At 64.1% G+C, this 25,789-nt stretch carries 25 protein-coding genes and 1 pseudogene; 12 read left to right on the top strand and 14 right to left on the bottom strand.

Annotated features, from left to right (window positions below; translation table 11 throughout):
- Window positions 1-121: 121 nt before the first annotated feature.
- Both iolE and AC1D05_RS22535 read right to left on the bottom strand, forming a co-directional pair.
- A complete protein-coding gene (iolE, locus tag AC1D05_RS22540; RefSeq protein ID WP_477443958.1) occupies window positions 122-1,024 on the bottom strand; it encodes a myo-inosose-2 dehydratase in 903 nt (300 codons plus the stop codon).
- Window positions 1,021-2,133 (bottom strand): Gfo/Idh/MocA family protein, encoded by a 1,113-nt coding sequence (locus tag AC1D05_RS22535; RefSeq protein WP_477443957.1) that lies wholly within the window; start codon window positions 2,131-2,133, stop codon window positions 1,021-1,023. The genes iolE and AC1D05_RS22535 overlap by 4 nt, the downstream gene beginning before the upstream one ends.
- A 97-nt stretch (window positions 2,134-2,230) precedes the next feature.
- On the opposite strand from AC1D05_RS22535, the gene mocR reads away from it, so the two are divergent.
- Window positions 2,231-3,700, top strand: a complete 1,470-nt coding sequence (gene mocR / locus AC1D05_RS22530; protein WP_477443956.1) for a rhizopine catabolism transcriptional regulator MocR — start codon at window positions 2,231-2,233, stop codon at window positions 3,698-3,700.
- Window positions 3,701-3,836: 136 nt separating this feature from the next.
- Here the strand turns inward: mocR and AC1D05_RS22525 are convergent, their stop codons facing one another.
- Entirely contained in the window at window positions 3,837-5,039 is a 1,203-nt protein-coding gene (locus AC1D05_RS22525; RefSeq protein ID WP_477443955.1) for an MFS transporter, read from the bottom strand.
- 154 nt (window positions 5,040-5,193) lie between these two features.
- Between AC1D05_RS22525 and AC1D05_RS22520 the strand changes: the two genes are divergently transcribed.
- Complete coding sequence (locus AC1D05_RS22520; RefSeq protein WP_477443954.1) at window positions 5,194-6,117, top strand: hypothetical protein; 924 nt, start codon at window positions 5,194-5,196, stop codon at window positions 6,115-6,117.
- A gap of 36 nt (window positions 6,118-6,153) precedes the next feature.
- Here the strand turns inward: AC1D05_RS22520 and AC1D05_RS22515 are convergent, their stop codons facing one another.
- A complete protein-coding gene (locus AC1D05_RS22515; protein ID WP_477443953.1) occupies window positions 6,154-6,612 on the bottom strand; it encodes an Lrp/AsnC family transcriptional regulator in 459 nt (152 codons plus the stop codon).
- Window positions 6,613-6,783: 171 nt separating this feature from the next.
- Between AC1D05_RS22515 and AC1D05_RS22510 the strand changes: the two genes are divergently transcribed.
- Together AC1D05_RS22510 and AC1D05_RS22505 are read left to right on the top strand one after the other, a co-directional pair.
- Window positions 6,784-7,524 carry an AzlC family ABC transporter permease gene (locus tag AC1D05_RS22510; RefSeq protein WP_477443952.1) on the top strand — a complete coding sequence of 247 codons (741 nt, stop codon included), beginning with the start codon at window positions 6,784-6,786 and terminating at the stop codon, window positions 7,522-7,524.
- On the top strand, window positions 7,521-7,820 hold the full coding sequence (locus AC1D05_RS22505; RefSeq protein WP_477443951.1) for an AzlD family protein: 300 nt from the start codon (window positions 7,521-7,523) through the stop codon (window positions 7,818-7,820). Before AC1D05_RS22510 ends, AC1D05_RS22505 begins: the two co-directional genes overlap by 4 nt.
- 33 nt (window positions 7,821-7,853) lie before the next feature.
- Here the strand turns inward: AC1D05_RS22505 and AC1D05_RS22500 are convergent, their stop codons facing one another.
- From AC1D05_RS22500 to AC1D05_RS22480, 5 genes are read right to left on the bottom strand one after another with little or no spacing between them, the layout of a single operon-like run.
- Complete coding sequence (locus AC1D05_RS22500; RefSeq protein ID WP_477443950.1) at window positions 7,854-8,912, bottom strand: ABC transporter ATP-binding protein; 1,059 nt, start codon at window positions 8,910-8,912, stop codon at window positions 7,854-7,856.
- 12 nt (window positions 8,913-8,924) lie between these two features.
- A complete protein-coding gene (kce, locus tag AC1D05_RS22495) occupies window positions 8,925-9,857 on the bottom strand; it encodes a 3,5-dioxohexanoate:acetyl-CoA acetone transferase (protein WP_477443949.1) in 933 nt (310 codons plus the stop codon).
- Window positions 9,858-9,888: 31 nt separating this feature from the next.
- Complete coding sequence (locus tag AC1D05_RS22490) at window positions 9,889-10,737, bottom strand: carbohydrate ABC transporter permease (RefSeq protein ID WP_477443948.1); 849 nt, start codon at window positions 10,735-10,737, stop codon at window positions 9,889-9,891.
- Window positions 10,734-11,669: a carbohydrate ABC transporter permease gene (locus AC1D05_RS22485; RefSeq protein ID WP_477223424.1), complete on the bottom strand. Its 936-nt coding sequence runs from the start codon at window positions 11,667-11,669 to the stop codon at window positions 10,734-10,736. The genes AC1D05_RS22490 and AC1D05_RS22485 overlap by 4 nt, the downstream gene beginning before the upstream one ends.
- Before the next feature lies 1 nt (window position 11,670).
- Window positions 11,671-12,921, bottom strand: coding sequence for an extracellular solute-binding protein (locus AC1D05_RS22480; protein ID WP_477443947.1), 1,251 nt, complete (start codon window positions 12,919-12,921; stop codon window positions 11,671-11,673).
- Window positions 12,922-13,073: 152 nt separating this feature from the next.
- Between AC1D05_RS22480 and AC1D05_RS22475 the strand changes: the two genes are divergently transcribed.
- The 3 genes from AC1D05_RS22475 (at window position 13,074) to AC1D05_RS22465 (ending at window position 16,370) form a co-directional block, all read left to right on the top strand.
- A complete protein-coding gene (locus AC1D05_RS22475) occupies window positions 13,074-13,997 on the top strand; it encodes a BadF/BadG/BcrA/BcrD ATPase family protein (RefSeq protein WP_477443946.1) in 924 nt (307 codons plus the stop codon).
- Window positions 13,998-15,020 (top strand): SIS domain-containing protein, encoded by a 1,023-nt coding sequence (locus AC1D05_RS22470; RefSeq protein WP_477443945.1) that lies wholly within the window; start codon window positions 13,998-14,000, stop codon window positions 15,018-15,020.
- A 141-nt stretch (window positions 15,021-15,161) separates the two neighbouring features.
- The gene (locus AC1D05_RS22465) at window positions 15,162-16,370 is read left to right on the top strand and encodes an ROK family transcriptional regulator (RefSeq protein WP_477443944.1); all 1,209 of its coding nucleotides are present in this window, start codon (window positions 15,162-15,164) and stop codon (window positions 16,368-16,370) included.
- 53 nt (window positions 16,371-16,423) lie between these two features.
- On the opposite strand, the gene AC1D05_RS22460 is transcribed toward AC1D05_RS22465, so the two are convergent.
- Window positions 16,424-17,056, bottom strand: coding sequence for an FMN-dependent NADH-azoreductase (locus tag AC1D05_RS22460; protein ID WP_477443943.1), 633 nt, complete (start codon window positions 17,054-17,056; stop codon window positions 16,424-16,426).
- A 110-nt stretch (window positions 17,057-17,166) separates the two neighbouring features.
- On the opposite strand from AC1D05_RS22460, the gene AC1D05_RS22455 reads away from it, so the two are divergent.
- Window positions 17,167-18,126, top strand: a complete 960-nt coding sequence (locus AC1D05_RS22455; RefSeq protein ID WP_477443942.1) for a LysR family transcriptional regulator — start codon at window positions 17,167-17,169, stop codon at window positions 18,124-18,126.
- Here the strand turns inward: AC1D05_RS22455 and AC1D05_RS22450 are convergent.
- Window positions 18,059-18,685, bottom strand: a complete 627-nt coding sequence (locus AC1D05_RS22450; protein ID WP_477443941.1) for a TetR/AcrR family transcriptional regulator — start codon at window positions 18,683-18,685, stop codon at window positions 18,059-18,061. The genes AC1D05_RS22455 and AC1D05_RS22450 overlap by 68 nt on opposite strands.
- Before the next feature lie 66 nt (window positions 18,686-18,751).
- Between AC1D05_RS22450 and AC1D05_RS22445 the strand changes: the two genes are divergently transcribed.
- Window positions 18,752-19,177: a VOC family protein gene (locus AC1D05_RS22445; protein ID WP_477443940.1), complete on the top strand. Its 426-nt coding sequence runs from the start codon at window positions 18,752-18,754 to the stop codon at window positions 19,175-19,177.
- A gap of 9 nt (window positions 19,178-19,186) precedes the next feature.
- On the opposite strand, the gene AC1D05_RS22440 is transcribed toward AC1D05_RS22445, so the two are convergent.
- Window positions 19,187-20,137: a S1C family serine protease gene (locus AC1D05_RS22440; protein ID WP_477443939.1), complete on the bottom strand. Its 951-nt coding sequence runs from the start codon at window positions 20,135-20,137 to the stop codon at window positions 19,187-19,189.
- A 168-nt stretch (window positions 20,138-20,305) separates the two neighbouring features.
- Between AC1D05_RS22440 and AC1D05_RS22435 the strand changes: the two genes are divergently transcribed.
- The 3 genes from AC1D05_RS22435 to AC1D05_RS22425 all read left to right on the top strand — a co-directional run bounded on the left by AC1D05_RS22435 (window position 20,306) and on the right by AC1D05_RS22425 (window position 22,872).
- Window positions 20,306-21,178 carry a S1C family serine protease gene (locus AC1D05_RS22435; RefSeq protein ID WP_477443938.1) on the top strand — a complete coding sequence of 291 codons (873 nt, stop codon included), beginning with the start codon at window positions 20,306-20,308 and terminating at the stop codon, window positions 21,176-21,178.
- 53 nt (window positions 21,179-21,231) lie between these two features.
- Window positions 21,232-21,903 carry a helix-turn-helix transcriptional regulator gene (locus AC1D05_RS22430; protein WP_477444021.1) on the top strand — a complete coding sequence of 224 codons (672 nt, stop codon included), beginning with the start codon at window positions 21,232-21,234 and terminating at the stop codon, window positions 21,901-21,903.
- A gap of 102 nt (window positions 21,904-22,005) precedes the next feature.
- Window positions 22,006-22,872: an SDR family oxidoreductase gene (locus tag AC1D05_RS22425; RefSeq protein WP_477443937.1), complete on the top strand. Its 867-nt coding sequence runs from the start codon at window positions 22,006-22,008 to the stop codon at window positions 22,870-22,872.
- Between the two features lie 142 nt (window positions 22,873-23,014).
- Here the strand turns inward: AC1D05_RS22425 and AC1D05_RS22420 are convergent.
- Window positions 23,015-23,135: pseudogene (locus AC1D05_RS22420) on the bottom strand (TIGR00645 family protein); the annotation flags it as partial.
- A gap of 295 nt (window positions 23,136-23,430) precedes the next feature.
- On the bottom strand, window positions 23,431-25,716 hold the full coding sequence (locus AC1D05_RS22415) for an OmpA family protein (protein WP_477443936.1): 2,286 nt from the start codon (window positions 25,714-25,716) through the stop codon (window positions 23,431-23,433).
- Window positions 25,717-25,789 lie beyond the last annotated feature (73 nt).

The following is a 25,789-nucleotide window of genomic DNA, read 5'->3' as shown; positions in this document are numbered from 1 at the left end:
ACGCTCCGCTCCGGGTCTCGAAAGCCATCATTTTCGGCTCGGCCTGACTTGAATCTCGACACTCCTTTGTCCAGTTTCATTCTTCAGCACTGGTTCCCTGGAGACCGCACCGCGGTCTCGATCATTCGATGACGTCAAATCCGGCTTGCCGCGCCATGCGCGACAGGTTCTGGAACCCCATTGTCGCATAGGTCAGCGGATTGGCCTTGCTGGGATCCTGCTCGGCCTCGACGACCAGCCAGCCGCTGTAGCCATTGTCGGCCAGTACGCGCAAAATGGCGGGATAGTCGATGGAGCCGTCACCGGGGACGGTGAAGATCCCTTCCATGACCGCACCCATGAAACTCATGTCCTCGGCTCGCGCACGCTCGAGCACGGCCTTGCGGGCGTCCTTGCAATGCACATGCACGACGCGTTTGACCTGCGCCTTGACCAGGGCGAGCGGGTCGCCGCCCGAGAATATGGAATGGCCAGTGTCGTAGAGCAGGCCGACGGCTTCGCCGGTGTGGCGCATCAACAGGCCGACCTCGGCATCGGTCTCGACGATGGTCCCCATATGGTGGTGAAAGGCCATGCGCACGCCGAAATCCGCCATCCGTTCCGCCAGCGCCGTCAACTTGCGGCCATAGGCCGGCCATTCTCCCTCACTGAGGGCCGGGCGTTGCGAGATCGGCCCCCAGATGGCGTTGTGGCGGCCGCGCGAGGTGTCGGCATAGACGACATGGGTCGAGCCCATATCCTTCAGAAGCTGGAGATGCGGCATGATCGCATCCATCTCCGCGTCGACATCCTTCTCGTCGCAGCGGCCGTCATACCAGCCGGAAATCACGGCAAGGCCATAGCGCTGCATGATCGGCTTCAGCTCAGCCGATCGGCGCGGAAACTTGCCGCCGAGTTCCGTGCCGGCATAGCCGGCCTGCCTGGTTTCGCTGAGGCAGACTTCAAGCGGCGTATCGCCGCCGAGCTCCGGCACGTCATCGTTTGACCAGGTGATCGGATTGATGCCGATGCGAACGACCGTCACGGGTGAACTCCTGATTGCTGGGCAAGGTGATGGCGGGCGAGGCCGGCGAGCAGCGTCATGTCGCGGCGGGCATGCTCGGCGGTGTTGCGCACCGGCGCACCTTCGACGATCGCCGACCAGAACCCTTTCAGTTCCTCGACAAATGCTTCTTCGTAACCGCAGCGGATATCCTGGCTGGAAAGCGTGTGGCCGTCGCCGGTGCGCAGCGTCAGCCGTGTCGATTGATGGTTGAGATAGGGCGAGGGGAATTCCAGCTCGAGCGCGGCGTCGTCGAAGTAGAGCGTGATGCGCTCGCGATAGTCGGGCACGCCCGGCGTGGCGACATGCGCCATGCTCCACAGCGCCTGGCCGCCGAGCAGACGCACAGCGCCCTGGCCGCCTTCGCCTTTGGCGAAGAGCGAGGCGCCGACGATTTCACCATCGGCGACACCGAGCGCATCGAGCAAGCCATGGACGGCGTTCACGTCGTGCACGATCGAGGAACAATATGCGCCGACAAAGCCGCGAAAGGCGTCGGGATTGTCCAGCCCCGGCACCGCGCGCGCCACCTGCTCGTGCTGCCTGGCTTCGGTCGAGGCAATCAACCCCGCCGCGACATCGTCACCCCGGCACGTGGAGGCGTGCCGGATGAAGGGCCAGGCGTCGGGATCGTTGACCTCGACCGAAATGTAGCGAAGCGTCCGCGCCGTGCCCGGCAGCATTTTCAATGCCGCCTCGTAGCTCGGATCGAAGCGCTTCATATAGCCGACCTGCAGCACCTTTCCGGCGCGATCCCTGGCGCCGATCAATTCGTCAATGTCGCCTGCGCTGTAGCAAAGCGGTTTTTCGCAGAAGACATGCAGGCCCCTGGCGAAGGCGGCGAGGCTTTGCTCGCGATGCAGCGCATCGGGCGAGGCGATGACCACGGCGTCAAGCGGCATGGCGAGCAGCGCGTCGAGATCGGAGAATGTTTCGAGGCCGAATTCCTCGCCGACGAAGGCGCGAACTTTTCGCGACGGATCGTAGACGCCAACGATCTTGAACTGCCGGTGCAGCTTGAGCAGGTTCGGGATGTGCTCGACCTGGGCGACGCCGCCCGCACCGATCACTCCCACCCTTATGCACTGCATCGGCCAGCCCCATCTGAACCTGAACGCTTTTTTCTTGAGCCTAGGCCGCCTTTGGTTCCATTGTGAGAGCCAGATTCGATTGATTTTTCGGAACCAGATGAAGACCAGTTTTCCCGTCGACGGCATTGCGCTCGATCGCGACAGTCCCGCCAATCTGCACCGGCAGCTCTATGTCCAGTTGCGCGGCCTGATCGAACGGCGCGTGCTGCCGAGCGGCCACGCACTGCCCTCGACACGGGTCATGGCGCGGGACCTGAATGTGGGACGCAACACCGTGATTGCAGCCTGCGACCAGCTGGCACTGGAAGGCTATCTGGCGATATGGCCGCGCAGGCCCTCAGTGGTCATGGACCTGCCGACACGTTCGGTGGCGGCGGAAGATGTATCGGTCGAAGACGCCAATCCTATATCGCGGCGCGGGCAGACGATGCTTGCCCAACCCTATCATCATGGCCGGCCTGGCATGCTTGCCTTTCATCCCGGCATGCCGGACCCGGACAATTTTCCGTTCAACACCTGGTCGAAACTGCTCAGCCGCCGCGCAAAATTCGCGCATATCGATCTTTTCGGCACCTATCACGTCAAAGGCTATCCGCCGCTTTGCGAGGCGATAGCCCGCTATCTCACCGCCTCGCGCGGCGTGAAGTGCACCGCCGAGCAGATCGTCGTCACCAATGGCGCGCAGTCGGCGTTCGATCTGCTGGCCCGGCTGCTGATCGACGACGGCGACACGGTGTGGATGGAGGAGCCGGGCTATTACGGCGCGGGGTCTGCCTTTGTCTCGGCCGGGGCGAAACTGGCACCGCTGCGCGTCAGCAATGCCGGCTGGAACCTTGATCCGCCGCCTGTCATCCCGCGCCTGATCTTCGTGACGCCCTCCTGCCATCACCCGCTCGGCATCACCATGCCGATGGAACAGCGGCTCAATCTCTTGCACATGGCCGAGACCTGGCGCTCCTGGATCATCGAGGACGACTATGACGGCGAGTACCGTTTCCAGGGACAGCCCATTCCGGCGCTGCAAGGCATCGGCGCGTCAGACCGTGTGGTCTATGTCGGCACCTTCGCTAAGATCCTGTTCCCGGCGATGCGCCTCGGCTTTATGGTGGCGCCCAAGGCGATAGACCATACGATCGTCTCGGCGCTGAGCGTCAGCGGCCAGTTCGCCCCCTTGCTGACCCAGGCCGCGCTCGCGGACTTCATGAACGAGGGGCATTTCACCCGCCATCTCAGACGCATGCGGCGGCTCTATGCGGAGAGGCGGCTTTTCTTCCTGGAAAGTGCGCAACGGCATCTCGGGGAATGGCTGGATTTCCATGCCACCGAATCCGGCATCCAGGTCGTCGGCATCTTTCGCGGGAGATGCAGCGACAGGGCGGTTGCCGAGGCAGCACTCCAGCAGGGCATCAACGTCTCGGCGCTGTCGATCCAATACCGTCACGGCACGGAGCAGAATGGCCTCGTCATGGGCTTCGCGGCCGCCGATGCACCGACAACCGAAAAGACGATGCAAAAGTTTCGCGCCGTGCTGCAAAGCCATTTTTCGCCAACGAACGATCCCGGATAAATCCCGGGATCGTTCGTTGTCGTGAAGCGTGCTGCTAGAGCAGTTCACCGTTTCACAGAAACAGTGAACTGCTCTAACCCTTTGTTTTGACGCAATTCCGGACGGAAAACCGTTTCACACTTTTCCTGGAATTGCTCTAGGCTGCCTGCAATTCCCTTCGCGGCAGCGGCGGGAAGGCGATCGCTATGCCCGCGGCCCCCAGGCCGATGAGGGCCGAGCCGATGAACAGCCAGTGGTAGCTGGCATAAGCATCGAAGATCATGCCGCCGGCGAGCGGTCCGAGCGCCATGCCGAGACTGGACAGCATGGTGGCGGCGCCGAACACGGTGCCGAGGATGCGCTGGCCGAAATAGTCGCGCGCCAGCACCGCGTAGAGCGGCATGACGCCGCCATAGGTGGCGCCGAAAATTACGGCCAGCATATAGAACTGGTCGAGCTGGCTGACCGAGAGATAGGCGGCAATGACGATCGCCTGGATCGCCAGGCCCGCAACCAGCACCGGCTTGACGCCGAGCCGGTCAGCCAGCACGCCGTAGAGCAGCCTGCCGCCCAAGCCGGCGAGACCCTCGACGCTGTAGATCGTGACCGCCGCCATCGGTGCGACGCCGCACAGCATGGCATAGCTCACCATGTGGAAGATCGGCCCGGAATGCGCCGCACAGCAGGCGAAAAAGGTCAGCCCGAGCACGATGAACTGCGGCGAGCGCAACGCCTGGGCCACACTCATGCCGGCGCCCTCGGCGACCGGCGCGGAAGCCGCATCGGCAATAGCGGGTTTAGGCGGCTGGCGGACCAAGAGCACCGCCGGCAACAGCAGCACCCAGGCCATGATGCCGATGTCGAACATGGCGGCGCGCCATCCATAGGCCGAGATCAGCCAGCGGGCGAAGGGCGATATCGTCATCGGGGCAACCCCCATGCCGGCCGAGACCAACGACACGGCAAGGCCGCGATTGGTCTCGAACCAGGCCGTGGTCAGCGCGATCATCGGCGCGAAGAAGGCGCTCGCCGCAAGTCCAACGAGCACGCCATAGCTGATCTGGAAGGTCAGCAGTGAGCCGGCGCGGCTCGCCACCACCAGCGCCAGCCCGAGCAGCACCGCACCGATCGCCACGACGATGCGGGCGCCGAAGCGGTCGGAAAGCGCGCCCCAGGCGAAGCCGCCAAGGCCCATCACGAGGAAGTTGAGCGTCATGGCGCTCGAAATGCCGGCGCGCGACCACTGCGTGTCGAGCGCCATCGGTTCAAGGAAAATCGCCAGCGAAAACATCGTGCCGATGGCGACACAGGACATCAGCGCGCCTGCCGCGACGATGACCCAACGATAGGAAAGGTTCATGCAAATCTCCCATGCCAGAGGGCAGCGCTCAGCGCTGCTTGCGTCCGAAGGACGCTGGCACCGAGGCCCGTCCTACAATCCGGTTGCATTTTTTATCCAGTCTGGAATGGACCGTTTCGCCTGTCGCTTTTCGTGGGCGCTTGTCGTGATCGGTATGGCATTGGCTGACTTGCTGCGGTATTCGATCGGCCGATCCTTCTTCAAGGCGGCCGGACAAGGCCAAGACATCCGCTTCATGATCCTGGTCTTCAAGCTTCTCAGCACGCCGCTCCTCATCCTCTGTCTCACATTGCTGAGCCGGCGTTTCGGGCCGGCGGTGGGCGGGCTGCTGATGGGGATTCCCTTGGTGACCGGCCCCGTTTCTGTCTTCACCGCGTTGGAAAATGGTGCGGCATTCGCTAGGCACGCGGCGGTTGGCAATCTGGTCGGCCAGGTCTCGACCTGCATCTTCTGCTTCGTCTACGCCCGCGCGGCAAGGCGCTGCAACTGCTGGATCAGCATGATCGCGGGAGTCTGCGCCTTCTTTCTCGCCACCTTTGTCTGGAACCTGGCCAGCTGGACATTCGCTGAGGCCATCGGGCTGCTCCTGGTGACGTTGTTGCTTCTGACCTTCCTCACCAAACCGGTGAATATGGAAGCGCTTGCCGGGATAGCGCCGAAATGGGACCTTCCCGCCAGGATGGTCGTTTCGACAGGCTTCGTCTTCTTGATCACCTTGTCGACCAGGTACCTTGGGCCGCAGCTCAGTGGGCTTGTGGCGCCGTTCCCCGTCTTCGTCCTTGTCCTGGCGATGTTCACGCATCATCAGCGGGGAGCGCCGGCAGCCGCCAATCTGCTGCGTGGCGTTATCGTCGGGTCGTTCTCTTTCGCGGCCTTCTTCACGGTCGTGGCTTTGGCGCTGTCCGACCGCTCGCTAGCGTTTGCCTATGTGTTCGCTACGCTGGCGAGCATGGCAACCACCAGTGCGATCTATCTCTGCACACGCGCCGCTCCTCTTGTCGGGACCACTCCGTTGATTGCTTCGGTTGCTGTCACTCAGCTCAACCCGAACATCTCGCGCGAGAATGGTTCACCCTGAAAGCGGAAGGCAGACGCCAAGGTGCTGTGACAGGGATCAGATAGGCAGTTCCGACGTGTATTTGATCGTCTGGCTGGGGACGTCGGTCTTGACGTTCTGCACACCCTTGATGCGGCTGAGATACTCCGACTGGAAGCGGCGATAGTCGTCGATGCTGGCCGCCACAATGCGCACCATGGCGTCACAGTCGCCCAGCATCAGATAGCATTCCATGACCTGGGGCAGCTTGGCCACTTCGGTGGCGAAGTGCTCGATCGTGTCCTCGTCCTGCGTCTTCAGCCAGATGCGGGTGAAGAAGGTGAGGCCCTTGCCGATGCTGGCCGGGTTGAGCACGGCGACATAGCGGTCGATGACCCCAGCTTCCTCCAGAAGCTTCACGCGCCGCAGGCAAGGCGAGGGCGACAGGCCGACCTCATTGGCCAGATCATTGTTGGCCATGCGGCCGTCACGTTGCAGCGCCCGCAGGATGCGCCTGTCGATGTCATCGAGTTTCACGGCTGAGAATTCCATCTTTTCAATGAATCGAGGCATTGAATGCCAAAATAATGGCAAAGACAACAATCTTCGCAACCAAATTGCGAGGCCAACTTTATATGGTTGCGCCGACACCATCACCATTTGACGCGTAACCGGAAACGGTGGCCGCGAGCCAGCCTGTGGAAAATCATGAGCGTTTCTGAAGCAACATTGCCCGAGGCTATTGACGGCGGATCGGGCTCGGAGTTCCGGCGCGGGGTCATGTCGTGCCTGCCGGTCCTGCTCGGCACCATCCCCTATGCGTTGGTGTTGGGCGCGCAGGCGACCCAGAAAGGCCTCAGCGCCGTCGAACTGCCTCTCATGACCGGATTGAATTTCGCCGGAGGTTCGGAATTCGCGGCGATCCAGCTCTGGACATCGCCGCCGCACATCGCGCTGATCGTCGCCATCACCTTCCTGGTCAACAGCCGCCACTTCCTGATGGGGGCGGCGCTTGCGCCATTCCTGGGGCATTTGCCGCAGCGCAAGGTGTTTCCGGCACTGTTCTTCCTCTGCGACGAAAGCTGGGCGCTCGGCCTGGCCGACGCCAAACAGCGTGCCAGCGCCGGCATCACCCCGGCCCTCAGCCCGCGCTACTACATGGGCGCGGCCCTGGCGATGTACCTGGCCTGGGTGGGTTTCACGGCGGCGGGCGCGCTGCTTGGCCCGATGCTCGGCGATGTCCAGCACTATGGTTTCGACATGGCGTTTCCTGCCGTCTTCCTGGTGCTGATGCGCGGCATGTGGAAGGGGATGGCGGCGGCGCGGCCCTGGCTGGTCAGCCTGGTCGTTGCGGCATTGGTCTATCTCTTCGTCCCCGGGGCCTGGTATGTCGCGGCGGGCGCGGTGTCGGGGCTGGTTGCGGCCTGGCTGATGGCAGGTGATGCATGATCGACATGGCAACCCTTCTCACCATCGTGCTGATGGCCGGCGTCACCTATCTCACGCGCATCGGCGGTTATGTCGTGCTGCGCAACCGCGTGCTCAGCGCGCGCGCCACGGCGGCCATGGAGGCGGCACCGGGATGCGTGCTGATCTCGGTCATCGCGCCGGCTTTCGTGTCGAGACATCCGGCCGACCTGCTGGCGCTGGCCATCACCTTCGTCGCCGCGACACGGCTGTCCATGCTGCCGACCGTGCTAATCGGCGTCGGCGCGGCAGGCCTGCTCAGACATTTCCTCGGATAGCCTGCAACAGGAAGTCAGGCGGGGCGTCCGCGTTTACTGGACCCTAGGCGTAATGCGCTGACCCTTGGCGTTGAACAGATGCAACTGGGTGAGGTCCGGCGCCAGGAAAACCTTCTGGCCCGGCATCACGGAAATCCGTTCGCGCAGCAGCGCGCTCAGCGTGTTGTTGCCGGCTTTGGCCAGAACAAGGGTTTCCGCGCCGGTCGGCTCGACCACTTCGACCACCGCCGGCACGCCGCTGTCGGAGAGCCTGAGATGCTCTGGCCGGATGCCCCAGGCAAGCGCGCTTTCGCCCTGTTCCAGCACCGGCAATGGAAACACCGTGCCGTCGCTGGCGGCAAAACCGTCCGCCGTGGTGCGGCCCTGCAGGATGTTCATCGACGGCGAGCCGATGAACTGGGCAACGAACAGATTGGCCGGCCGGTCGTAGAGGTCTAGCGGGGCGCCGACCTGTTCGACGATGCCGCCATTCATGACGACGATCTTGTCGGCCATGGTCATGGCCTCGACCTGGTCGTGGGTGACATAGACGATGGTTGTTCCCAGGCGCTGGTGCAGCGCCTTGATCTCGGAGCGCATCTGCACGCGCAACTTGGCGTCGAGATTGGAGAGCGGCTCGTCGAACAGGAAGACTTTGGGATCGCGCACAATAGCGCGGCCCATGGCGACGCGCTGGCGCTGGCCGCCGGAAAGCTGGCGCGGATAGCGGTCCAGCAGGTCCTGCAGTCCCAGGATCATCGCGGCGCGCATGATCTTGGCGTCGATCTCGCTTTTATCGGTCTTCTTCAGCGTCAGTGCGAAGGCCATGTTCTCGCGCACCGTCATGTGCGGGTAGAGCGCATAGTTCTGAAACACCATGGCGATGTCGCGCGACTTCGGCGCGACATCGTTGATGACCTTGCCTTCGAGCGCGATCTCGCCGGCGCTAATGTCTTCCAGCCCGGCGATCATCCTCAGCAAAGTCGACTTGCCGCAACCGGACGGGCCGACCAGGATGACGAATTCACCCGACGCGATGTCGACGGACACGCCGCGGATAACCCTGGCCTTGCCATAGGCTTTCTCGACGCTTGATATGGTGAGCGCACTCATTGGCGTTTTTCCTTAGAATGAGACCTTGTCGCCGCCCTTGAGCTGCAAGATCTGCCGCGCCTCGTCAGGGGTGGCCACCGAGGCGCCGAGCCCTTCGATGATCTGGCGCACCTTGCGCACCTGCTCGGCGTTGGATTTCGCCAACTGGCCCTTGCCGATCCACAGCGAGTCCTCCAGCCCGACGCGCACATTGCCGCCGAGCGCAATCGCCTGGGTGGCGATCGGCAACTGGCTGCGGCCGGCGCCCAGCACCGACCAGTGGTAGTCATGCCCGAACAGGTGGTCGGCGGTGCGCTTCATATGCGCAACATCCTCCGGATGGGTGCCGATGCCGCCGAGGATGCCGAACACGCTCTGGACGAAGAACGGCGCCTTGACCAGGCCGCGCTCGACGAAATGGGCGAGCGTGTAGAGATGGCCGATGTCGTAACACTCGATTTCAAAGCGCGTGCCGTTTTGCGCGCAGGTGCGCAGGATGTGCTCGATGTCGCCAAAAGTGTTGCGGAAGATGCGGTCGCGTGAGCCTTCGAGATAGGGGCGTTCCCAATCATGCTCGAAGGTCTTGAAGCGCTCCAGCATCGGATAGAGGCCGAAATTCATCGAGCCCATGTTGAGCGAGGCGACTTCCGGCGCAAAGGTCGCCGCCGGCTTGACGCGCTCCTCGACGCTCATCGTCGCGGCACCGCCGGTGGTGATGTTGATGACGCAGTCCGAGCGCTGCTTGATCACCTTCAGGAACGGCGCGAAGGCCTCGGTCGACTGGTCGGGCCGGCCATCGGCGGGATTGCGCGCATGCAGATGAACGATCGCCGCACCAGCCTCGGCCGCGCCGATCGCGGCATCGGCGATCTCCTGCGCGCTCACCGGCAGATGCGGCGACATTGACGGTGTGTGGATCGAGCCGGTAACCGCGCAGGTGATGATGATCTTGTTCTGGTTCGCCACTTGAAAGAATCCTCGTCAGTTTGACCGCGGCTTATTTCACCGCGCCTTGGGTGATGCCGGAGATGAACTGCTTCGACAGCACGATGTAGAGCAGGGTGATCGGCAGCGCCGCCAGTGTCAGCCCGGTGAACAGCACGCCCCAGTCGGTGGTGAATTCGCCGACGAAGACGGTGAGGCCCTGCGGCAGCGTCTTGAGATTGTCCGAGGTGATCAGCACCAGCGGGAAGAAAAAGTCGTTCCAGATCGGCACGGCGTTCTGGATGGCGACGATGACCAGCGCCGGCCGCGCCAGCGGCAGCATGATCGAGCGCATGATGCGAAATTCGCTGGCGCCGTCCATGCGTGCGGACTCTTCCAGTTCGCGCGGCAAGGTCCGGAGAAAGCCGGTCATGATGAACACCGCCGACGGGATGCCCATGGCGACATAGACCAGCACCAGGCCGGCATAGCTGTCGACCAGCCCAAGCGAATCCAGCTGGATGAACAGCGGAATGATCGCCAGTTTCAGCGGCACGGTCATGCCGCTGAGGAAAAACATCAGCACCAGCGCGCTCAGCCTGAACTGGTAGCGGGCAATCGCGTAAGCCGCCATGGTGCTGAACAGAAGGATCAGCGCCACCGCGGCCATGGTGATGCCGACGGAATTGGCGAGGTAGCGGACGAAGTTGGTTTCGCTCCACACCCGCTCGGCATTGGCCAGCGAGAAGTGCGCCGGCAAAGCGAAGGGCGAGCTGAAGATCTCGGCATTGGTCTTGAAGGACGACATCACCATGACGAACAGCGGATAGATCATGATGATGGCGTTGATCGCCAGCATCAGCTGGATGGCGCCGTTCTTCAACATCTCGCGGGGTTGCCCGGTGCCTGCTGTCGCGCTCACAGTTCGATCTCGCGACGGCGCAGGTAGCGAAGCGCGATTGCCGTGACGCCGGCAACGATGATGAACATCATCACGGCCAGCGCGCTGCCCTGGCCGAAATCCTGGATGCCGGTCGTCGTCGAGCCGAAGGCGGTGCGGTAGAAATAGAGGCCGAGGACATCGGTCGCGCCGCCGGGCGAGCCGGTTAGGCCGGCCATGACGTAGGGGATTTCGAACCAGTTGAAGCTGCCAATGAAGGTCAGGATGGTGACGATGGTGACACTCGGCGCAATCAGCGGCCAGATAATCCTGGTCATCAGCACATAGTCGCCAGCGCCGTCGAGACGGGCGGCCTCGATCACTTCCTTGCTGACACGCTGCATGCCGGCCAGCAGCACCAGGGTGGGGAAGCCGAGCCAGTGCCAGACATTGGCGAACAGGACGCTGCCGAGTGCTGTGTGTTCATTGCCGAGCCACGGAATGGCGCCGATGCCGACCAGCGCCAGCGTCTGGTTCACCAACCCGAACAACGGATGCAGGAACAGTTTCCACAGGAAGCCGACGATGACGGCCGACAGCACGACAGGAAGAAAGACGATGACCTGGTGGATGCGGTGGCCGGGCAGGGCTTTCAACAAGGCATAGGCGAGCAGGAAGGCGGTGCCGTTCTCGAACACCATCAGCGCCACGAAGGCGATGATGTTGTGCTTCAACGCATTGTAGGTCCAGTCGCTATAAGGCTGTTCAAACAGCACCTTGCGGAAGTTTTCAAAGCCGATGAATCCGGTCGGCTGCAAGCCGTTGAACTCATAGAAGGCAAGGCGGAAGGCCGACAGCAGCGGCCAGAGCACGAACAGCACCATGACCACCAGGGCCGGTGTCAGCAGGGACGCGATCCAGAGGGACCGGCGCCACGGAAAGGCTTTTGTGGTGTGGCGCCGGCCGATGTTCATGTCACTTGCCCTGGAAAGGCTTGTACCATTTGGCGAGGCCGCTGGTCAGGTCGGCGGCCAGCTGGTCCGGGGTGATCGAACCCGACATCATCTTGGTGATGTCGCCCTGCAGCAGCTCCGATCCCGTCGGCTTCTCGAAACGGAAGTAGACGACATTGATATGCGGCATGGCGGTTTCGTTCAACTTGGCGACGTGGGCGAGCAGCTCGTCCTTGATGACGACGCCCTTGATCGGCGAGATGTTGCCGAGCAACGCCGAGAACTTGTCGCCGAACTCCTTGGTGCCCATCCAGTTGACCAGCTTGAGCGCGGCCTCCTTGTTGGCCGACTTGGCGTTGACCGCATAGCCGCCGTCGAAGAACTTGGTCACCTGCGGCGTATCGCCGGCCTTGGCCATTGGCGGGGCGACGAAATCCATGTTGATAGCCGGGTTCTGGGTGCGGTAGCTGGCGATGTCGAAGCTGCCGCCGGCCAGCATCGCCGCCTTGCCGCTGATGAACAGCTGGCCGGCGGTGTCATAGTCGATGCCTTCGAAGCCGGGCGGCATGTAGTCGCGCAGTTCGAGCAGCTTGCCGAGTGCCGCGACATAGCGCGGGTCCTTGAAGGTGGTCTTGCCCGACGTCAGGTCGCCGACAAAATCCTGGCCGAGGAACGGGTTGGTGAAGATGGCGACGAACATCTCGTTGAACCAGCTGGTGCCCATGCCGTTGGCCAGGGGGTAAATACCCTTGTCCTTCAGCGCCTTGCTGACGGTTATGAACTCATCCCATGTGGTTGGCGGGGTCAGCCCGGCCTTGGTGAAGACGTCCTTGTTGATGAACAGGCCGAGCGTCTGTGAAGCGAAGGGCAGGGAATAAACCTTCTTGTCGGCGCGGTAGGTGCCGGCCACCAGCGCATCAGCGGGCTGGTTGGCGAGTGAAGGCACCGTGGTCAGATCCTGCGGCTCGAAATAGCCGGCCTTCACGAACTGCTCGAGCCAGCCATAGGCGTGGGTGTGGATAACGTCGCCGCCCTTGCCGGCGGCCAGCGCCGTCGAGACGATGGTCGGATAGTTCTCGTCCGGGAACGACTCGAACTTCACATGGATGTCCGGGTTGGCCTTGGTGAAATCGGCGAAAAGTTCGTTGTAGGCGGCCTTGTCTTCCTGGCGCCAGGTCCAGAACGAGATGTCGGTGGCATGCGCCACGGTGGCTGCCAATCCCCATGCGAAAGACGCGGCCGCGAGGGCCAGCCCAATCCTTCTCCTGCTCATGTTGCAATCTCCCAATCGCGCTTGATGCGCTTTTTACGACGATTATCAAATCATAGTTCTTGCCGTCTGGGAAGATAGTTTGTAAAGTTTCCTAACTAATGTGGATTGGACGCGGCAACCCGGCTTCGTCCCGGCTTGCGCGGTGGATATCGGTGACCCAGAAAATCATTGCAGGCGTGGATATAGGCGGCACCAAGACACGCATCATGGCGTGCCAGGGCGAACGCATGATCGCCGACGAGGTGCTGGTGACGGAGAGCTGGCGCATCCGGCAGATGGAGACCGATGCCGAGACGCTGGTCGGGATCGTCGCTGGATTGTGCGGCGGCGTCGCGCCCGCTGAGCTCGCCGTCGGCGCGCATGGCTGCGACACAGGCGAACAATGCCTGCGCTTCCAAGCGCTGTTGGCCAGCAGGACCGGTGGTGCGGTGCAGGTGGTCAACGATGCCGAACTGATGGTGCCCGCCGCTGGCTACATCGACGGCATCGGCGTCGTCGCAGGCACCGGTTCCATCGCGGTGGCACGCACGGCCGATGGCAAGATGCTGGCAGCCGGTGGCTGGGGCTGGATTCTCGGTGATGAGGGCAGCGCGCCGGCCCTGGTGCGCGAGGCGGCCAAGGCGATCCGGCACAGCCTCGACCGGGGCCAGGATGACGATCCGCTGATTGCCGCGCTGATGCGCGAACTCGATACCGACGACCAGACCAAGCTTGGCATCCTGCTCAACGAAACGCGTGGTGCGGCGGTCTGGGGCCGCTATGCCAATGCCGTGTTCGACGCGGCGATCGCCGGCTCGGCTCTCGCCATCCGCGTCATCAGCGAAGGCGGCGCAGGGCTTGCCGCGCTGGTCGAACTCCTGATCGAACGCGGCGCCAATCCCGCCCTTGTCGTGGCTGGCGGCGGTGTCATCTCGGAGCAGCCGATGCTGATGACGGCATTTGTCGAGGCCATGGCGAAAGTGTCGCCGTCAAGCCAGGTGCTGCTGCTGCGCGAGCCGCCGGTGCTGGGTGCGGTCGCCTTGGCCAGGCGGCTGCTGGTCGGCCAAGGGCTGTCGTCAGAAATTGGAGCCATTTGAATGATGAAGCGTATCGGCTATCGCCCGGCGGTGGCGCGCCAGACGGAAAGCCTCGAGATCGGCCGTCGTTCGGTGGCCGCGGCACTCGACGCCCTCGATCTCAGCGCCTTTGCCGGCAAGACGATAGGGCTTGCCGGGATCGGCGCCAGCTATCAGGCGGCGCTGGCCGGCGCGCTTTACCTGCGCGCCTCCGGTATCAAGGCTTTTGCCTATACGCCAACCGATCTCTACGGCCGCTCGGATGCAGCCGCAGATGCCTTTATCGCGCTCTCGGCCTCCGGGCAGAGCCGCGAGATCTCCGACGTCATGCGCGAGGCATCAGCGTCGCCGCGCCTGGCGGTCTGCCGTGGCAGCGACAATCCGCTGGCTGATCTCACCGGTGCGGTGCTTGCCACGGATTCGGGCGCCGACAATGGCGCGAGTTCCACCGGCTATACCGGGACCTTGCTGGCGCTTGGCATGCTGATCGACAGGCTTGCCGGCAACAGCTTCGACTGGACGCGTTTGCCACCTGCTGCCGCCACCGTCCTTTCCGGTGCGCAACAGGCTGCCGGGCAGGCGGCGCGGCTGCTGCAAGGCAGAACATCCATCGATATCGTCGGCGCCGGTGTCGGTTTCGCCAATGCCGGCGAGGCGGTGATGCTGATCCGCGAGGCGGTTCGGGTGCCGGCATCGGGATGGGACACGCTGAACTATCTGCACGGGCCGATGGAATCGCAGGATGCGGCGACCGGATTGATCGCCATCGGCGATGGCCGCGAGGTCAAGATCGCGCAGGATGTTGCCGCCCTCGGCTGTCCCTCGGTGCTGGTGACGCGGCGCAGCGATGTCGCTCCAGCCGATGGCCTGGTGGTGATCTCCATTCCGGCGCTCGGCAACGCCATCGCCGACGCCATACTGGAGATCATCGCCATCCAGCTCATTGTCGGCGACATGCAGGACGCGGCCGGCCTCACCGACATCGTGTTTCGCTACCGCCAGACCGACATCAAGCTGAAGCCGTGGTCGCCGACCGAAGTCTGACGTCCTTGTCCGGACATCGCGGAAATTGCCAAACCGGTCGGCAATGAGGCATTGAGGACGGGATGCGGCTTTCGAGTCGGGGCTGCGCTTGCGCTTCACCGACCGGAGACAGGATTTCAGGGCAAAGGTCGAACGGCTGAGATGGCGGCTGCGGAAATCCCCAATCTGACCGACAGCGCCCGGGCGGTTCTGCGCCTGCTCGCCTCGCACGGGCCGATAACACGGCCGAAGCTCGGCGCCATGCTCGACCTGTCGAAGCCGACGATGTCGGCGGCGGTGTCGGAGTTGAGCGCGCTCGGCCTCGTTGCCTCGCGCGGGCTGGAACGCGGCGCCATTGGCCGCACGGCGACGATCTACGGTATCGGTCCTGGCGCCGGCTACGCGATCGGTATCGATGTCGGCGCCGCCCAGGTGCGCGCGGTCGCCTATTCGATGGATGCTGAGAAGCTGGCGTCGGCGGAAGAGCCGATACCGGAAGCGATAGCCGGCGATGCCGACGAGGTCGGCGCCGTCGTGCTGTCGGTGGCGCGTGCCACCATGGCCAGGGTGGCCAAGAGTTTTCGCGCGTTGCGCGCCATTGCGGTGGCGGTGCCGCGCATCGTCGCCAACGATCGCTTCGACCGGCCCGGTGGGCCGTCCGCCGTGCTTGGCCTGCTGCGCCGCAGTATCGACGTACCAATCATCCTGGAAAACAACGTCAACTGCGCGGCCATTGGCGAGATGCATTTTGGCGCCGCGCAAGGCCACCAGACCTTCGCTTTTCTGCAGGTTGGCGTGCGGGTCGGTCTCGGCTTCATCACCGAGGGGCGTTTGTTTCGCGGCGCCGGCGGTGCTGCCGGCGAAATCGGCCGCATGCCGTTTCCGTGGTCGGCCAGCGAGACGCCCTATCGTGAAGGGCTCGAACATTATCTCGGCTCGCGGGCGCTGATCGAGCGCTGCCGTGTCGACTGGCCCGCCGGGGAAGGCGCGCCGCCCGACTCGGCCAAGGATCTGTTTGCGCGCGCGCTTGAGGGCTCGCCGCCGGCGGTAGCGGCCGTCGCGCGCCATGGCGCCGATATTGGCAGGCTGGCGGCCGGCTGCATCGGCATGCTTGACCCCGGTCTGATCGTGCTTGGCGGCGGCGTCGGCAGAAATCCGCTGATGACGGAAAAGGTCGAGCACGTCGCGGCGGACCTCGCCTGGCCGACACGGATCGCCGTCAGCTCGCTGGAAGACGGCGGCACGGCGCTCGGTGCCATGAAGCTGGCCGTCGACTACAGTCTCGGGCTGATGCTGCGCGAAGGCCGCCATCCGGCTGTTGTGTTGCCGCCGCTGTCCGAGACGCAGCAGGACGAAGCAAGGGACGCTTGATAAGAAAAAGGCAGGCGCGGCGCCTGCCTTTGAAGTTCAGATGATCGGCAGCCTTACGCGGCAGCAGCGACCTGTTGGCTGGCGACCACGGCGTCGACCTTGGCGGTCGCCTTGGCGAGTGCGGCGGTCACCGCGTCAGGGCCCATGCCGACGCCTTCGATGCGGATGACGTCGACATCGGTCATGCCGAGGAAGCCGAGCACGCCGCGCAGATAGGGAATGGCGTGATCGAACTGCACGGCCGCACCTTCCGAATAGATGCCGCCCGAAGCCAGCACGATATAGACCTTCTTGCCGGTGACGAGGCCCTTGGGGCCGCCTTCGCCATAGGCAAAGCTCTTGCCGGAGCGGGCGATGTGATCGACCCACGACTTCAGCGTCGAGGAGATGTTGAAGTTGATGAAGCCGGTGGCGAGGATCACGGTGTCGGCGGCGAACAGCTCGTCGAGCACGACGTCGGAGACGCCGACGACTTCAGCCTGGCGCGGGGTGCGGGCTTCAGCCGGCGTGTAGATGCCGGTCGAGTAGTCGGCATCGATATGCGGCAGCGGGTTGGCGACGAGGTCGCGCACGACAAGCGTGTTCGACGGGTCGGCGGCGACGAGCTTTTCGGCGAATTCGGTGGCGATGCGGGTCGAGTGCGAGGCAGCGCCGCGCGGGCTCGAGGTAACGAGAAGAATGGACATAGCGGGTCTCTCCAATGGGAATTGAATTGTCCCGCCACATATGGGGCTATCGATCCATCAGATAAACTGGTATATTGTCTATAGGATCCATCCACAAAATAGATACGCCGATGCAACCCAACCCGACCCTCGACCAGCTTCAGATATTTGTCGCCGTTGCCGATACCGGGAGTTTCTCGGCCGCGGGCCGCAAGCTCAACCGGGCGCAGTCCGTCATCAGCTACGGCATCGCCAATCTCGAGGCGCAGCTTGGGCTGAAGCTGTTCGAGCGCGAGGGCACGCGCGAGCCGCAGCTGACCGAGATCGGCCGGGCGATGCTGGAGGACGCGCGCCGCATGATCGGCGTGCTGCAGCGCATCCGCTCGCGCGTCGACGGCCACCATCAGGGGCTGGAGGCCGAGGTCGCGCTGTCGGTCGACTCGGCGCTGCCCTCGCCAGTGCTGGTGCGGGTGCTGAAGGCGTTCGAGGCGCAGTTTCCGACCGTGATGCTGCGCCTGCATATCGGCACGCTCGGGCTGATCCCCGATCATGTCGTCAGCGGCCAGGCCGATCTCGGTATTGGCGGCCTGCTTGGCGAGGTCAACGACATTCACCTCGTGCGCATCGGCTTCATGTCGATCGTTCTGGCTGCCGCGCCCACCCACCCGCTGGCGCTGCTGCCCAAACCGGTGGCGATCGAGGACGCGCGCGAGCACACCCAGCTTGTCGTCACCGACCAGTCCGAACGCACCAAGGGACGTGACTTCGGCGTCTTTGCCTATCGCACCTGGCGGCTGACGGATGTGCGCACCAAGCATATTCTGATGCGCGAGGGGCTGGGCTGGGGAGGGCTGCCGCGCTGGCTGATCGCCGACGACCTAGCCACTGGCCGGCTGTTGGAACTCGACCTCGAACCCTTTAGCGAGGTGCGCTCGCCAATGTTTGCCATGTACCGTAACGACAGTACCCCGAAGCCGGCGGCGGCCTGGCTGATCGACCGGTTCAAGCGCGGGCTCGGCTGCTTCAACGAGTTCGAACCGGGCGAGGTGCCTGAAGACGATCCGGAGACAGTCCGTCAATCAGCGCCATGAGCACGGCGCGGTAATCCTCGGCTGAGGCGCCGGCCTCGATGGCGAGCGCGGCGCGGTCGAAGGCGGATGCAAGCAGCGCGGTCAGTGCCTCCGCCGGCAATCGCGTCATCTTATTGGCCCGCATCGCCGCGACCAGGCCCTCGCGCAGCGAGCGGCTGCCGTGGCGGTTGTCGATTGCGTCCATGGCGGCGCGGCCGAGCACGGCCGGGCCATCGAGCAGCAACAGCCGCGTGCGGCCGGGCGCGCGCATGGCGGCGAGATAGGCGTCGGAGCCGGCGATGAGCGCCTCGCGGGCTTCGAGCGAAGGTGGCGACGCGCGGTCGATCTCTTCTGCCACCGCCTGCGCCTCCTGCTCGACCACGGCGGCAAACAGCGCCTGCTTGTCGGCGAAATGGTGATAGAGCGCGCCGCGCGTCACGCCGGCCGCGGTGACGATCTCGGGCGTGCCGGTCTCGGCATAGGATTTTTGCGTGAACAGCTTTCGCGCCGCCGCGACCAGGTCGGCGCGCGTTGCCTCGGTGCGGTCTCGGTTCGAACGGCGCGCGGATTCCCGTTGCATACATGCAGCCTGTATGTTAGTTCGATTTACATACAGACTGTATGTTATGTCCAGGGAGAAAGAAAGATGAAGATATCAAGCTATTACCCGGTGCTGATGACCGGCGACGTCGCCGGCACGGCGGCCTTCTACGTCAAGCATTTCGGCTTCCAGCCGCTGTTTGAAAGCGACTGGTATGTGCACCTGCAGTCGGTCGACAACAAACGCGTCAACCTCGGCATCGTCCAGGGCGACCACGAGACGATCCCGGAGGAGGGGCGAGGGCGCGCGTCAGGCCTGCTGATCAATTTCGAGGTCAGGGATCCCGATGTGGTCTATGAGCGGGTCCTTGCCGCCAGCCTGCCGGTGCTGCGAACGCTGCGCGATGAGCCCTTCGGCCAGCGCCATTTCATCACAAGGGATCCCAATGGCGTGCTGATCGACGTCATCAAGCCGATCCCGCCCAGCGAGGAATTTCTAGCGCAGTATGCTGAGGGTGCCGCGGGGGCTTGAGCGGCAACCTCAGCTCGCCCTTGCCGCCGGCGTCACCGTCAGCTGGCTGACGCCGGTGCGGCGGACCACCGTGCACAGCGTTTCGCGGCCGATGCGTTCGGCGTCGAGCATGCGCACGAGGTCGTCGACCCCGGTCACCGGGCGGCCATCGATCGCGGCGATGATGTCGCCTTCCTTCAAGCCGGCCTTGGCCGCCGGGCCCTCCTTTTCGACGCTGCGCAACCGCACCGCGGTGCTGGTCGACACTTGCGACAACAGCGCCGCGCGGCGCGGTAGATTGGTGGTGTCGGCCGAGACGCCGATGAAGGCGCGGCGCACGCGGCCGAAACGGATGATTTCCGAAATGACGAAATTGGCGGTGTTGGAGGCGACCGCAAAGGCAATGCCTTGCGCGCCGTGGATCATGGCGGTGTTGACGCCGATGACCTCGCCGGCCGACGACACCAGAGGGCCGCCGGAATTGCCGGGGTTGAGCGCGGCATCGGTCTGGATGACGTCGTCGATCAGCCGGCCGGTCGAGGCGCGCATCGAGCGGCCGAGGGCGGAGACGACGCCTGATGTGACCGTCCATTCGAAGCCGAGCGGATTGCCGATGGCGATGGCGATCTGGCCGCGCCGCAGCCGCTTGGAATCGCCGAGCGGCGCGACATCGGCGAAGCTGCCATCGGCGCGCACCAGCGCAATGTCGGTGTCGGGATCGCGGCCAAGCACGCGGCCCTCGCTGGAGGCACCGTCCGGCATCGAGACGCGGACTGTCCTGGCGTCGCCGACGACATGGAAATTGGTGACCACCAGCCCGTCCGGCGCAATGACGAAGCCCGAACCATGGCCGCCCTGGCCGCCAATGCGCTCAATGCGGCAGACGGCCGGGCCGATGCGGTCGACGGCATCGGCCACTGTCGTCGAATAGGCATCGAGCAACGTCTCGTCAGATTGGAATTTGGCAGCGGCAAGGGCCATGGTCGGGCTCCGTGTTTTCAGGCGACAGGATGACTATATGTGCGGAGCGGCCGGAACCGCCGCGACCTGACCAGATGGCCAGTCAAACCAGCAACTAGCCGTCAGGCGAGTACCTCTGAACGCGCTGCCGAGCGATATCTGGGGCATGACAGAACCCAGGAGACCACTATGAGCGATTTCAATCTGAGCGCATTTTCCGACGCCATCGCCGATCTCGCCGCTCAGGCAGCGCCGGCAACCGCGAGTTTCGCCACGCATCATCACCGCTCGGCAAGCGCCTTCCACTGGCGTGACGGCTATTTCGTCACCGCCGAGGAAGCCGTCGAGGCCGGCGAGGAGATCGAACTGACGCTGGCTTCGGGCGAGACGGCGAAGGCCGAGCTGGTCGGCCGCGATCCTTCGACGGGTGTGGCCCTGCTGAAGCCCGCGGATGCGGCCGCAGCACCCGTCCTTGCCAAGGCCGATGCCGTTCGACCGGGCAACATCGCCATTGCCATCGGCAACAGCCAGGGCTCGGCACTGGCGGTGGCGGGCTCGGTCGGCGAAGTCGGCCCAGCCTGGCGTTCGATGCGTGGCGGCACGATCGACCGGCGCATCAATCTCGCCGTCGGCGCTGGTGGCCGTTTCGAGGGCGGACCGGTGCTGGACGCCAAGGGCGCGCTGATCGGCATGCTGTTGTTTGGACCGCGTGGCCGGGCGCTGGTCATGCCCTATGAGACGATCGAGCGGGCGGTGGCGACGCTCCGCGAAAAGGGCCATGTCGCACGCGGCTATCTTGGCGCGGGCCTGCATCCGGTGCGTGACCGCGATGCGCATGGCGCGATGGTGATGAGCCTCGACGACAACGGCCCGGCCAAGGCCGCCGGCCTGTCGCTGGGCGATATCATCGTGGCTTGGAACGGCGAAGCCGTGCATGGTCCACGCGACCTGATCCGCAGGCTCGGCCCCGACAGTGCCGGCGTTTCGGTGACGCTTGGCGTGGTGCGTGGCGGCGAACAGCGCGATGTTGCGCTGACCATCGGCGAGAAGCCGCTGAGCTGAGAGGATCGATGGAAAGCGACACGCTGACAAGGCTAGACGTGGTTGGGCCTGACATGGCTGGGCCTGACGTGGCGGGCGGCGAACGCCAGCTCGTGGTGCTGATCGCGCTGCGTGATGCCGCGCGCGCCGAGCGCTTGTCCGCTTCGCTTGCCATCGCAGAAGACCTGCTGCCGGTCGTGGCCGGTGGCGGGGTCGCCGATGTCGCCATCGTCGATGACGCTGTTGCCAACAGCGCGGCCTGGATCGATCGGGTGAGGGCGGGCCATACTCCGCCCCCGCAGGTTCTGCTCTCCGTGCGCGCTATCCGGCCAGAAGGCCAGGTGTTTGCCGTGCTGCCGTTGGCTGCGGATGCAACTCTGATTGCTGCTGCCGTCAGACTGGCGGCGGCCGGTTACCGTGTGTCCGGCGATGGGCGTTCGACGCCGGATAGACATGACGATTTCGATCGCAGCGATGCAGCCAATGGGGCTGGAAGCCACAGTGGGCTGTTCGGTGAGGAGCCACTCGACGATGGCGCCGCCAACCGGCCCACGCTGTCACCGCGCGAGGCGGAAGTGCTGGCGCTGCTGGCCGAAGGCGCGCCCAACAAGGTAATCGCGCGGCGGCTCAACATTTCCGTGCACACGGCGAAATTCCACGTCGCCGCGATCCTGATCAAACTGGGGGCCGCCAACCGCACCGACGCGATTGCGATTGCGATGCGGCAGGGGCTGGTGCTGGTTTAGCCTACGCTGCGTAACCCACATCCAGGCATCTCGGGCCTTGCGCTACAGTCGCCTGCCGCGCAAAGGTTCGCGCCTGCCATGCTGCAAGGGAGGCGCAAGGAAATGTCGCTCAAGGGAAAGACGCTGTTCATCTCCGGCGGGTCGCGTGGCATCGGGCTGGCGATTGCGCTGCGGGCCGCGCGCGACGGTGCCAATGTGACGATCGCCGCCAAGACCGCCGAGCCGCATCCGAAGCTGCCGGGCACGATCTACACCGCCGCTGAAGAGATCGAGCAGGCGGGCGGCAAGGCGCTGCCGATGCTGTGCGACATCCGCGAGGAGGCGCAGGTCGCCGAGGCAGTCGCGAAAACTGTCGAGAAATTCGGCGGCATCGATATTTGCGTCAACAATGCCAGCGCCATCCAGCTCACCGGCACGCTGGAGACGGACATGAAGCGCTACGATCTGATGCACCAGATCAACACGCGCGGCACCTTCCTGGTCTCCAAAATGTGCATTCCGCACCTGAAGTTGGCGCAAAATCCTCACATCCTGAATCTGGCGCCGCCGCTCGACATGAAGGCCAAATGGTTCAAGAACCATGTCGCCTACACCATGGCCAAGTTCGGCATGTCGATGTGCACGCTGGGCATGAGCGCGGAGTTCGCCAAGGACGGCATCGCGGTCAATTCGCTGTGGCCGATCTCGACCATCGACACGGCGGCGGTGCGCAATCTTCTGGGCGGTGCCACGGTGGTGGCTATGAGCCGCTCGCCCGACATCATGGCCGATGCCGCGCATGCCATCTTCATGCGGCCGTCGCGCGAAACAACAGGCAATTTCTACATCGACGAGGAAGTGCTGCGCGCCGAGGGCGTCAGCGATTTTTCGGTCTATTCACCAAGCGCGACCGGGCCGCTGGCCGGTGACTTTTTTGTGCCGGACGAGGTGTTTGCGCGAACGGACAGCAAGATCAAGAATATCTACTGATGCCGCACCGGCGCTGCCCCTCATCTGCCTGCCGGCGTTCGTCGCTCGAAAAGCCAAGCAATTGGCTTTTCGTCCGCTGCGCGGACCGCTTCTCACCTCCCTGTATAGTGACGCGGACAAGGCAAGCTGCTTACTCCTCGCCCTTCTTGCCGAAGGACAGCGCATAGATGGCCAGCGCCACGCCCAGCCCGAGATAGAAGACGAGCAGCAGCCAGCGCGAAGCAGATGATCGATGCGATGGCGAGTTCGAGACGCTTCCTGATCGATGGTCAGGCCGTATTTCGGCCACGCCGACGCTTTTGGCAAGATAGCAAAAACCCCGCCGGAGGGGGCCGGCGGGGCTCAATGCATCCCGCTGGAGTCGGGATGGGGCAGGGAACGCCCAGACCAGAATCTGGGGTGTACGAGCCCGTGATTCAATGAGCCGGCTCTGATGCCCGTACAAATCTTGTTGACCGAGCGCATGTGGTCCGCACTCCGTCCCACCCCGGTTGACCGGGATGGGACTTGCTTGCCGACTTGATTCCAGAAGCCACTTCAAGCCTCTGGAAAGCCAAGTCAATTGTTGCTGGCGACAGGCGCCACCAGCGAGGTGATGCGGCGGATGGCGACACGCCGGTTCTCGCGGTTGGGCGCCGAGGTGTTGACCTTCAGATACTCCTCGCCATAGCCCTGCGTGGTCAGGTTCTCCGGCGGGATGCCGAAGGCATTGGTCAGTGCTTCGGCAACCGCTTCGGCGCGGCGGTCCGACAAAGCAAGGTTCGCTTCCGGCGTGCCGACCGCGTCGGTGTGGCCCTCGATCAGGAAGGTCTCGGCCGGGTTCTTCTTCAGCAGCTTCTCCATGGCGCTGGCGACGCCCTCAAGCTTCTGCACCTCGGTGTCGGAGATCGAGGAGGAGCCGAATTCGAAGTTCAGCGTGTCGAGGTCGACGCGGCGTGCGATGTCGCGCACGCGGGCCGAACGCTTGACCTCGTCGATCGAATAGAGACGCTGAACCCTCTCCACCGGCGGCTGGTCGAGGAAGGTGTAGTAGTCGTCATCGCTTTCGACGTCCTCGGAATCGAGGATGTACTGCCGGCGCGGAATGTTGAGCCGCATCGGCGGCAGGTCGTCGCCGGGATCGCGCCAGTCGCCTTCATCCTGATAGTCCCGCTCGTCGACATAGCTCAGCACATATTCGCGCCCGTCAGGCGTGATGCGCGAACGCTGGATGACATCGCCGTAACGGTTGCGGATGGTGACGATCTGGACGCCATTGTCGCGCTGGACCGTCTCACGTCGACGGCCTTGCGGGAGGTCCTCGTAATAAACGTCCTTGGCACCGCGATGCATGCGCGAGCCTTCATCGCTCTGGACGATCGTCTGGCCGCCGAGCTGAATGATGACGCGGTCGCCGATCTCCTTGAGGACGTCGACACCCTTGGGGCGACGGCGGTCACGGATGTTCTCGTCAGGCGCACGGTCGAGGCGCTTGCCCTTTTCCTCCGTCACCGGAACGATCTTTTCGGGCTTGATCTCCTGCTGGGCTGCCTTGTCGTCGGTTGGAGGCGGACCCTGGTCGACAGGAGCGACCACGGGCTTCTGCGCTTGATCGCCACCTTGCCCGGCATTCTGGCCACCATTCTGCTGATCGCCGTTCTGCTGGCCGTTCTTGTCGCCGTGCTTGCGGCCACCAGCCTTGCGTTCGGCATCCTTCTGGCTGTCGAGGAGGGGGGCAGCGTTCTTGTCGGCCGGTGCTTCACCCTGTACCGGGTTTTCACCCTGGACAGGCGCCGCTTTGCCATTGGCCGGTTGTTCACCTGTCGCCGGCTGCTTGCCCGTCAGCGGCTGTTCGCCATTGGCAGGTTGCTCGCCCGTAGCCGGTTGCTCACCGTTTGCAGGCTGTTCACCCGTCGGCTTCTTGCCGTGCTTCTTTGTCTTGTCTTGGGGCTGCTCGCCCTGGACAGCCGGCTGTTCGCCGGCAGGCGCCGGTTCAACCTTCGGCGTCGTTGCTTCGCCGGCCGGAGCTTCCTTCGGCGTGGGGGCGGCTTCCGGCGTCACCGCCGGGGCAGCAGGCGCCTCCTTCTGCTGGTCCTGCTTGTGTTTCTTGCCCGGCTTGACTGGTTGGTTGTCGTTGGCGGGCTGTGTCTCACCAGCGGGAGCCTGCTCGGTGGGGGTTTCCGTCTGCAGCTGCTGGTCGCGCTTCTTCTTGCGCGGCTGCTGCTGGTCGGCTGCGGGAGCCGCCTCGCCGGCCGGTGCCTGCTCGGTCTGCAGCTGCTGGTCGCGCTTCTTCTTGCGCGGCTGCTGCTGGTCGGTCGCGGGAGCGGCCTCGCCGGCCGGTGCCTGCTCGATCTGTTGCTGCTGATCGCGCTTCTTCTTGCGCGGCTGCTGTTCGTCGGTTACCGGAGCGGCCTCGCCGGCGGGCGCCTGCTCGGTTTGCTGCTGCTGGTTATGCTTCTTGCGCGGTTGCTGTTCCGGCTGCGCCTGCTGGTCGGCGGGGGCTTGTTCGGTCTGCTGTTGCTGATCACGCTTCTTGCGTGGCTTCTGCTCGCCTTGCGCAGGTTGCTCGGCAGGCGCCTGTTCGGTCTGCTGCTGCTGGTCACGCTTTTTGCGCGGCTGCTGCTCACTTTGCGCCGGCTGCTCCGCCTGGGCGGGCTGCTCCTGCTTTTTCTTCCCTTGCTTCTGCGCGCAGGCTTCGGCCGATTCGCCCTCGGCGCAAGCGGCTTGCGTCAAAGTGAACGGGGCTGACGTGCGCTGGGCCGGGCCGAATGCGGCATTGCCTTGCAGCGGGTACGCGCCCAACGGCGCGGACGCCATCAACAGGCCAAGTGCGGTGCCTGCCAGAATCCGTGGTTGGCGTTTCATCGAAAACTCTCCTTGTGGGGTCCCATCCTTGCCGAAACCGTTCTTAGCCCGATTGGTTCCAGTTTGGTTGGGA

It is taken from the genome of Mesorhizobium sp. P2_E9 (assembly GCF_056403815.1).
The sequence above is the reverse complement of the archived record's forward strand: the minus strand, read 5'-3'. Positions and strand labels throughout refer to the sequence as shown.

What these genes read in the sequence shown, in the direction of transcription:
- AC1D05_RS22460 (WP_477443943.1), bottom strand. Translation starts at nt 17,056, where the DNA reads ATGTCCATTCTTCTCGTTACCTCGAGCCCGCGCGGCGCTGCCTCGCAC.
- AC1D05_RS22425 (WP_477443937.1), top strand. Translation starts at nt 22,006, where the DNA reads ATGTCGCTCAAGGGAAAGACGCTGTTCATCTCCGGCGGGTCGCGTGGC.
- AC1D05_RS22450 (WP_477443941.1), bottom strand. Translation starts at nt 18,685, where the DNA reads ATGCAACGGGAATCCGCGCGCCGTTCGAACCGAGACCGCACCGAGGCA.
- AC1D05_RS22440 (WP_477443939.1), bottom strand. Translation starts at nt 20,137, where the DNA reads ATGGCCCTTGCCGCTGCCAAATTCCAATCTGACGAGACGTTGCTCGAT.
- mocR (WP_477443956.1), top strand. Translation starts at nt 2,231, where the DNA reads ATGAAGACCAGTTTTCCCGTCGACGGCATTGCGCTCGATCGCGACAGT.
- AC1D05_RS22455 (WP_477443942.1), top strand. Translation starts at nt 17,167, where the DNA reads ATGCAACCCAACCCGACCCTCGACCAGCTTCAGATATTTGTCGCCGTT.
- AC1D05_RS22505 (WP_477443951.1), top strand. Translation starts at nt 7,521, where the DNA reads ATGATCGACATGGCAACCCTTCTCACCATCGTGCTGATGGCCGGCGTC.
- AC1D05_RS22480 (WP_477443947.1), bottom strand. Translation starts at nt 12,921, where the DNA reads ATGAGCAGGAGAAGGATTGGGCTGGCCCTCGCGGCCGCGTCTTTCGCA.
- AC1D05_RS22485 (WP_477223424.1), bottom strand. Translation starts at nt 11,669, where the DNA reads ATGAACATCGGCCGGCGCCACACCACAAAAGCCTTTCCGTGGCGCCGG.
- AC1D05_RS22500 (WP_477443950.1), bottom strand. Translation starts at nt 8,912, where the DNA reads ATGAGTGCGCTCACCATATCAAGCGTCGAGAAAGCCTATGGCAAGGCC.
- AC1D05_RS22510 (WP_477443952.1), top strand. Translation starts at nt 6,784, where the DNA reads ATGAGCGTTTCTGAAGCAACATTGCCCGAGGCTATTGACGGCGGATCG.
- AC1D05_RS22465 (WP_477443944.1), top strand. Translation starts at nt 15,162, where the DNA reads ATGGCGGCTGCGGAAATCCCCAATCTGACCGACAGCGCCCGGGCGGTT.
- AC1D05_RS22415 (WP_477443936.1), bottom strand. Translation starts at nt 25,716, where the DNA reads ATGAAACGCCAACCACGGATTCTGGCAGGCACCGCACTTGGCCTGTTG.
- AC1D05_RS22525 (WP_477443955.1), bottom strand. Translation starts at nt 5,039, where the DNA reads ATGAACCTTTCCTATCGTTGGGTCATCGTCGCGGCAGGCGCGCTGATG.
- AC1D05_RS22470 (WP_477443945.1), top strand. Translation starts at nt 13,998, where the DNA reads ATGATGAAGCGTATCGGCTATCGCCCGGCGGTGGCGCGCCAGACGGAA.
- AC1D05_RS22535 (WP_477443957.1), bottom strand. Translation starts at nt 2,133, where the DNA reads ATGCAGTGCATAAGGGTGGGAGTGATCGGTGCGGGCGGCGTCGCCCAG.
- AC1D05_RS22520 (WP_477443954.1), top strand. Translation starts at nt 5,194, where the DNA reads ATGGCATTGGCTGACTTGCTGCGGTATTCGATCGGCCGATCCTTCTTC.
- AC1D05_RS22430 (WP_477444021.1), top strand. Translation starts at nt 21,232, where the DNA reads ATGGCTGGGCCTGACGTGGCGGGCGGCGAACGCCAGCTCGTGGTGCTG.
- AC1D05_RS22445 (WP_477443940.1), top strand. Translation starts at nt 18,752, where the DNA reads ATGAAGATATCAAGCTATTACCCGGTGCTGATGACCGGCGACGTCGCC.
- AC1D05_RS22435 (WP_477443938.1), top strand. Translation starts at nt 20,306, where the DNA reads ATGAGCGATTTCAATCTGAGCGCATTTTCCGACGCCATCGCCGATCTC.